The sequence below is a fragment of the Streptomyces sp. NPDC087787 genome (genome assembly GCF_044743035.1).
GTDB lineage: Bacteria > Actinomycetota > Actinomycetes > Streptomycetales > Streptomycetaceae > Streptomyces.
In genome coordinates this window covers 1-6787 of record NZ_JBIUVQ010000047.1, presented here as the reverse complement: position 1 = coordinate 6787, position 6787 = coordinate 1, and the positions used below count along the sequence as shown (strand labels likewise).

Annotated in this window: 6 protein-coding genes and 1 pseudogene; 2 read left to right on the top strand and 5 right to left on the bottom strand. The window is 62.7% G+C overall.

All coding sequences use genetic code 11. The features are described from left to right. Nucleotides 1-331 precede the first annotated feature (331 nt). Nucleotides 332-787 (top strand): annotated as a pseudogene (locus ACIOWN_RS34240) (IS110 family transposase); the annotation flags it as partial. Here ACIOWN_RS34240 and ACIOWN_RS34235 read toward each other — a convergent pair. Further along, nucleotides 788-2107, bottom strand: coding sequence for an ISL3 family transposase (locus ACIOWN_RS34235; protein ID WP_401984436.1), 1320 nt, complete (start codon nt 2105-2107; stop codon nt 788-790). 150 nt (nt 2108-2257) lie between these two features. Here ACIOWN_RS34235 and ACIOWN_RS34230 point away from each other — a divergent pair, with 150 nt between their 5' ends. Beyond that, on the top strand, nt 2258-3046 hold the full coding sequence (locus ACIOWN_RS34230) for a transposase (protein WP_401984433.1): 789 nt from the start codon (nt 2258-2260) through the stop codon (nt 3044-3046). A gap of 298 nt (nt 3047-3344) precedes the next feature. Here the strand turns inward: ACIOWN_RS34230 and ACIOWN_RS34225 are convergent, their stop codons facing one another. The 4 genes from ACIOWN_RS34225 to ACIOWN_RS34210 all read right to left on the bottom strand — a co-directional run bounded on the left by ACIOWN_RS34225 (nt 3345) and on the right by ACIOWN_RS34210 (nt 6618). After that, on the bottom strand, nt 3345-3953 hold the full coding sequence (locus ACIOWN_RS34225) for a HEPN domain-containing protein (protein WP_401984432.1): 609 nt from the start codon (nt 3951-3953) through the stop codon (nt 3345-3347). Nucleotides 3954-3955: 2 nt separating this feature from the next. Then, nucleotides 3956-5080, bottom strand: coding sequence for a ParA family protein (locus tag ACIOWN_RS34220; protein ID WP_401984430.1), 1125 nt, complete (start codon nt 5078-5080; stop codon nt 3956-3958). A gap of 272 nt (nt 5081-5352) precedes the next feature. Beyond that, nucleotides 5353-5892 carry a hypothetical protein gene (locus tag ACIOWN_RS34215; RefSeq protein WP_401984428.1) on the bottom strand — a complete coding sequence of 180 codons (540 nt, stop codon included), beginning with the start codon at nt 5890-5892 and terminating at the stop codon, nt 5353-5355. Between the two features lie 6 nt (nt 5893-5898). After that, nucleotides 5899-6618 carry a DNA sulfur modification protein DndB gene (locus ACIOWN_RS34210; protein ID WP_401984426.1) on the bottom strand — a complete coding sequence of 240 codons (720 nt, stop codon included), beginning with the start codon at nt 6616-6618 and terminating at the stop codon, nt 5899-5901. Nucleotides 6619-6787 lie beyond the last annotated feature (169 nt).

Genomic DNA, 6787 nt, shown 5'->3' with positions numbered 1-6787 from the left:
CCGCCCGAAGGTAGATCAACAACTACAAGGCGTGACCGTCTCACGGAAATTGTGCCAGACCCTGGTTGTTGCTCCACTTCGACACTGGAAGTACCCCCGCTCGCACACAAACAGCGGCATCGTTGGCTCTCGTGGTCCAAGCCGCCGCCAGGGAACACCTCTCACCGCTCGGCGAACGCTCCCAGTTCCGCAGCTGACCGAGGCCCCTGACGACCGCTGGGATTGCGAACGGCTAATTGGATGACGGGCCCCGAGCCCTGCCATTAGAGAGACGCGCAACCCCGCCACGGCGACGACCTCACACCACCGCTACCCACCCAAGGACACCACCATGGCCAGCGTGTTCTGCGGCATCGACTGGGCCACCGACCATCACGACATCGCACTGCTCGACGAGACCGGCGCCCTCCTGGACAAGCTCCGCATCGACGACACTCCCGCCGGCCTCAGCCAACTCCTGGACCTGCTCGCCCAGCACGGCGACAGCCCAGAGCACCCGATCCCGGTCGCCATCGAGACCTCTCACGGACTCCTGGTCGCCTGCTTACGCGCCACCGGCAGACCCATCTACGTGATCAACCCGCTCACCGCCGCCCGCTACCGCGACCGCTACGCACTCAGCCGCAAAAAGTCCGACCACCTCGACGCCAAGGTCCTGGCCAACATCCTGCGCACCGACCCCGCAGAACACCGGCCCCTGCCCGCGGACAGCCACCTCGCCCAGGCCATCACCGTCCTGGCCCGAGCCCACCAGGACGCCGTCTGGGACCGCGTCCAAACCGGGTCTTCAAAGTTGAGCGGTGCGGAGGTGTCCGCGGGCTCGGCGGGTGGTGACGCAGCGTGTCCGTAGCCGTTGATTGTCCGCGTTGCGGAAGCCGAACGCGTTGCGGGCGACGAGCTTGATCACGCGGTTGATGCCCTCGCTCTTGGCGTTGCTGTGGCCGGTGTCGATGAACGCGGCGATCTCGGTCCACCAGCGGTCGATGGTGGCAGCGAGGGTACGGACTTCGGGGATGTCGGCGTCCGTGCACCAGGTGAGGAACTTCCAGCGGGCGTGGCCGACTTGGTGGCGGTCGGCCCCGGTGCGGGCCAGGGCGAGGAGGTTGCGCAGGTTCTCCTTGGCAATCCACGCCGTCAGCAGCGTCTGCCCGATCTTGCCCTCACCGAGCAGGGTGTTCCACATGGTGGCGAACTGGTCGTCGGTGAGATCCTCGCGGTTGCGCAGGAGCCGTCGTCTGGCCTTCCACTCCGGGTCGGTGGCACGTCCACGTCGGCCTCGGATCTCGGCGGTGGTGCGGCGCCTCACCATGGAGAGCATCTTGTTGGCGAGCTGGACGAGGTGGAAGTGGTCGACGACGACGATCGCGTGCGGCAGGCCGGTGCGGACCGCCGCGCGGTAGGTGGCCGACATGTCGATGGCGACGTGGCGGATACTCTTTCGCCAGGTCAGCGGTGTGGTGGCGAGCCAGGCCAGGATGTCAGCGACAGCGCGGCCCTGGACCTGGCCGAGCAGCCCGCCGGTGCCAAGAGCGTCGACGAAGCCGGTGTGCCACCGGTCCCGCACCAGGTGCCACTTGCCGCTGTCGGGGTCCTGCTCCCACTTCGTCTTGCCCCGCCGGGTCTCGTCGATGCCCAGCACCCTCACCTCGGGCAGTGAGGCGTCGACGACCTCGCGCACCGTTGTGCGGAAGGCGCCCATCACCGTCGGCCAGGACAGATGCAGGTCACGGGCGGCCTGGATGACCGTGGAGCCGGCATCGCGCACCCGGTGCCCGGCCGCCTCCCGCAGCCGGGCGGTGATCCGTGCTCCGGCCGGTATCTGGGCGATGCTCTCGGTGAACGACTTCCTCGGGCACTTCGGCTCGCGGCACCACCAGCGGCGCTTGTGCCAGAAGAACTCCAGCTTCCGCTGTCCGTAGGGAAGATCACGCGGCCGGGTCACCGCCGGCCCCTTCACCCGGGAGGCGACGACCCCGCAGGACGGGCAGGCCCGCGCCGCCTCGTCCGCCGTGATCAGGTGCACCCGACGCGTCCCGTCGGCCAGTGACTCGACCCGCATGACGGACACCCCGTCGAGACCGAGCAACAACGTCGTATCGTTGACCAAGCCCGTGGCTCCCCAATGATCCTTCTGCGTAGAGAACAGAAATGATCAACCAGGACCACGGGCGTCCTGCGTCCGGGGGGCCAGTCCCGCCATGGCCATTACACCCTGTGACGAACAGTCAGCGCGCCTGACGAGATGCACCGCTCAACTTTGAAGACCCTCCAAACCGGCAACCGCCTCCGCTCCCACCTGCGCGAGTACTTCCCCGGCTTCCTCACCGTCTTCCGCCACTTCCGCGAAGGCCTCGCCTCACCCGTCATCCGCACCCTGCTCGCCGCGGCCCCCACCCCCACCCAGGCCGCCCAGCTCACCCGCCCGCAACTGCGAGCGATCCTGAAGAAGGCCGGACGTCAGCGCGAGATCACCGGAGAAGTCGAACGACTCCACACCCTGCTCCGCGAGCCACAGATGCACCAGCCACCCATCATCGAGCAGGCCATGGGCACCAAAACCCTCGCTCTGCTGCGGCAGTTCAACGCGACCTGCGCCAGCGCCGACGACCTGGAAGCAGCCACCACCACCGCCTTCGCCACCCACCAAGACGCCGAAATCATCACCAGCTTCCCCGGCCTCGGCGCCCTCACCGGAGCCCGCGTCCTGGCCGAACTCGGCGACGACCACACCTGCTTCACCAGCCCCCGCGCCCTGAAGGCCTACGCCGGATCCGCCCCCATCACCAGATCCTCCGGACGCAAGACCACCGTCCTGGCCAGGCACATCAAGAACCAGCGCCTCGCCTCAGCCGGCTACATCTGGGCCTTCGCCGCCCTCACCGCATCCCCCGGAGCACGAGCCCACTACGACCGCCGCCGCGCAGCCGAAGACCGATACGTCGCAGCCCAGCGCAACCTCTTCAACCGCCTACTGGGCTGCCTGCACCACTGCCTCACCCACCGCATCCCCTACGACGAACAGACCGCCTTCCCCAACACCGCTTGACTGATCAACCGCATCGGATGTCTGTCTCCGCCCCGCTTCAGCCCGGCCGGCGCCCGTGCCGCGCGCACACCAGGAGCCCGCCTGACGTCAGAGAAGGGGTACGTCGTGGCTGGGGCGGTCGGCTCTACGGCTTTACGGAGCCACTTTGGCGCGAGCCTCGAAGATCATGGCCCCAACGTCGTGCTTTACCGGGCAGGTCCACAGACTGCCCGACGCGCCGCAAGCTTACGGGGCCATGATCACTCGCGCCAAAGCAGCGCCACCCCAAAGCCGTTGCGCCAACCTCATAACGAGCACTTCACGCCGTTTCGTTGAGGAAAGAATGAAGCGCTGAAACCAACTTCTCCACGAAATCTAGAGTCTCGGCCACATCTTCGCTTTTAATCTCGTTTCGATCATATGGAGGAACCGGACTGATATCAGATTCATGAGCGATAGAATTTCGCCGTGCCACGATCAGCTTAAGTTCCTGCTTAAGATCCTTCGCCGGCCGACCAACGGATTGAGCAACTTCACTCCATAGCTCACCGTCACTGACAAGACGAATAGCATCCGCTATCTTGTCGGGGCTTTGGAATGAGAGAAAGGAATGGCGCGATCGGACTACCTCATCAAGCCACGCAACCCCTCCCTCGTCTCTATATCTCAAAACTGCCGAAAGTGGAACTTGAAACCTGAGCATCGCGCTTGGGGTGCAGTTATCGATAAAGTGCTGCAGGACCCTAACGCGCACTTCTTCATGGACATATCTATCCAAAGCGCTAACTGCTTGAACAAGCGCCCCCCGCAGCAGATCATCGACTTGCAGAGCACCTGTTACTTGCGCACTCAAGGCCGATGCAGTACCCGCGGTATGCCGAGCCGCCTGTATATGCCGAAGAAACTCTTCATACGCAGCGGTAGGCACGACTACTCTCCGTCCACCTCGGTCGGAGCCTCCACAGGATCAAGGCACCCCACCGATTTCCCGCGGTCTGCAGCAATTAGGTTTTCGATCCGAAGGGCCAGTACAGAGAACTCCTCATGGAATCTCTCGGTAGATTCAATATTTGTCTCGAGGACGAAGCCAACGTTTGGAATCTGCTCTGCGCTAAGCGCAAATACCGGAGTGCTGTGTTCCTGAGAGACGCCAATGAGGCTGTTAAAATCGGCAATATAGGCCAGCGCCATGTCTTGACCAACACCAGCGGCAGTGTATGCCTCACGGACCAACGCTTGACTACTCTTTTCCAAAGCTGGCCGCAAGTTCTCCCTGAAGGCCGTGCCAATTTCGTCAATCCAGCGCTGAAAGGCCGCCGCTGGTCTACCCGCACGCGGCCTAAACCGCTGAACGATTGTGCCAAGGACCTTTGCCTGACGATTCGGGAAGGGGTAAGCAGCTTCAGCTAGGATCTCCATCGCGGCAGCTTGCGAAGACCACCTCCTCCATCGCGGAAGCACCCGAGCCAAGGAGTCGAGCGCCATGACAGAAAAGTAATCTGGCGCGACCGGAACGATAATGTAGTCACTAATGCCGACCAAATTCTGATTAATCGCCCCCAGTCCGGGGCTCATGTCGATCAACACATAATCGGCGTTAATCGACTGCGCCGTGACATCGATAGCATAGGAAAGGCTGCCGGGAACATTTTGCAGTGCCTGAATTGAACCGGACAGTTCCTGGGCAATGCCGAGTGTCACTTCGTATTCCGCTAGCCGAATGTCACCGGCCAGCAGATGGAGGCCGTCGCACCCCAGCACTTGAACCGTTTCGACCGCCTCGATAGGGCGCGGCCGCCCCTCGAAAGCTGGGGAGACGGCAGAGCGAATGGTTGAGTCGCCGTGGTTTTCGTAGAATTCTTCGAGTTCGCCTGCACCTCGGAATCCCATGACCATGCCAGTGAGGTTGCACTGAGGGTCAGTGTCAACCATAAGCACTGTATGCCCACGCTCAGCAAGCATCCACCCAACATGGAATACACTCGTGGTTTTGCTGACTCCACCCTTATGGTTGAAGAAGGCGATTCTAGTCAAGCTCTCCTGATCACCGGTCATGGCGAACACCATGCCAGAAACCGCGCCCCCTTGCACGGTAAAGCAAGTAGAAGCAGGGTAAACAGAGGAGTCACCCTTAGGCGAACTTCGCATAGTGGGACATAATTACATGCGGCTTGCATCGCCCGATTGAGGCACCCAACTGACCCGAGGGTCTGCGGTTCGACTCTTCCGCTCCGAACTCTGCAACCGCGAGGGTGCGTAAAACTCTCGCACCAGACGCGCATAGGGCGCCGCCTTCAAAAGCGGCGCCCTCCTCTCGAATCTTCGCCTTACAGAGTGGCGGGGGCCTTCTTGTACCAGCCCGCGATAACGCCCACCAAGTGAACGATGTTCTGCGTGCGCATGATCGGTGCTGATGCATTCGGCTCGAAGTCAACGTTGGCCGCGGTAGTACGCCAAATACTGACCTCGGAGACCGGTGCGGCCATGTGTGGGTCGAGGCGCCTAAAGAAGTCGGTGATGTCGTCGAGCTCGGCAGGATTCTCACCACCCCGGAGTTCTCGGAACACACCGCCAAGAACTCGGAGCATGCCCACCGAGCCGAGGAGCGAGGTCCGGCGGACCTCCTGGGCCATGGTGAGCTCACCAGGCTGACGCTCCGCTTCGGGGTCGTCCTCGGTAAGTGAGGCGAGGGAAGTGAAGGCATTGGAGATAACGTCGAGGAAGTCCTTGACCTGCTCGATCACCTCGCCGTCGGTGAGAGTTTGCTCAGCCTTCTTACTGATCCGACCGCCGGCACCGGCGATGACGGCACGGGTGATGTCGGCGACGTGCTTGGCGCCCATAAAGTTGGGATTTTTGAGCGTCATGCGGTCCTACTCGGCGTCGACTCGTCCCTTCAGGAGCGGGTGGTCGATGACGTCGGACAGGGTGCGGTTGGCGACCTTGTAACTGTCGAACCGGGCACGGACGGCGCTGCTGATGCCCTTAGCGTTGTCCGCAACGTCCACGAACATCTGCTGAGCCTTGATCGGGTCTGGTTCGACATAGATGTCCAGGCCGACATACTCGGCCTTAAGGCGGTTCATCTGTCCGATGAGCTTCTCGCGTTCAGACTCAAGCTTCGCGAACTTCTCGGGGCTGACCTTACGAGCCATTTCGCGGTCTACGGCAGAGATGGCATCGGTGATGCGCTGCTTCTCGATTGCGACGCCGAGCACACGGTGCTGACCATCGATAGTCCGCAGGCTGGAGACGCCGCCGATTGCCCACGGAACGGTGAGGTAGCCGACGGCGCCTTGGTCATCCGCCTTCTCAAAGGTGCATCCTCCGCCATCCCGGGCCAGCAGCGCTGGGGCCACCCAGTCCTGCTTGGTGTCGAGGTACTCACCGAAGTGTTTGGCGTGTAGACGGTCGACCTTGCGGTTGTCCTTGTCGACGTTGTTCGGGTCGGGGACGGGGAGGATGGTCGGGAGGTCGAGGAGTGGAACACGCACGCTGAAGACCGTGCGTCCCCCCTGTGGCGTTTTGATGGCGAGGTACGTGCTGGAGTCCTGCGGCTTCGACAGTCGCAGCGGGTCGACGGCAATGGTCACTCGAGCCCCCCAATGGGATCAGCCACGCACTTGGCCGACGTGGCAACAGCCAAACCGTAAAGCGCAGTCGGTAATGAAGCTTCCCCGTGATCTTGGACACTCGATGCTTACGCCACGAGGGCGTGTTCTTGTTCGAGGCGCTGCCGGGTCTCCAGCGGGGTGAGGTAGC

Excerpts from the sequence above, each read along its gene's own strand:
- ACIOWN_RS34220 (WP_401984430.1), bottom strand. The coding sequence starts at position 5,080 with ATGACCGGTGATCAGGAGAGCTTGACTAGAATCGCCTTCTTCAACCAT.
- ACIOWN_RS34215 (WP_401984428.1), bottom strand. The coding sequence starts at position 5,892 with ATGACGCTCAAAAATCCCAACTTTATGGGCGCCAAGCACGTCGCCGAC.